The sequence below is a fragment of the Mesorhizobium sp. WSM4822 genome, assembly GCF_055811155.1.
In genome coordinates, this window is record NZ_JBVVQM010000108.1 from 1 (window position 1) to 240 (window position 240).

The following is a 240-nucleotide window of genomic DNA, read 5'->3' on the forward strand; positions in this document are numbered from 1 at the left end:
GGGTGAAGGTCGCCGTCGCGCTGGCGCTCGGCCTCGGCACCATGGTCGGCTGGAAACGCATCGTCGTCACGGTCGGCGAGAAGATCGGCAAGAGCCATCTGACCTACGGCCAGGGTGCGGCGGCCGAACTCGTGGCGATGGTGACCATCGGCATGGCCGATCGGCTGGGACTGCCGGTGTCGACGACTCATGTGCTGTCGTCGGGCGTTGCCGGAACGATGGCGGCGAACGGTTCGGGGC

The 240-nt window shown here is 68.3% G+C and carries 1 protein-coding gene; it reads left to right on the forward strand.

Features of this window, described 5'->3' with window-relative positions; genetic code table 11:
* Nucleotides 1-240, forward strand: a 240-nt coding sequence (locus tag AC0L3E_RS34735) for an inorganic phosphate transporter (RefSeq protein WP_473606930.1), incomplete at both ends; no start/stop codon positions are given.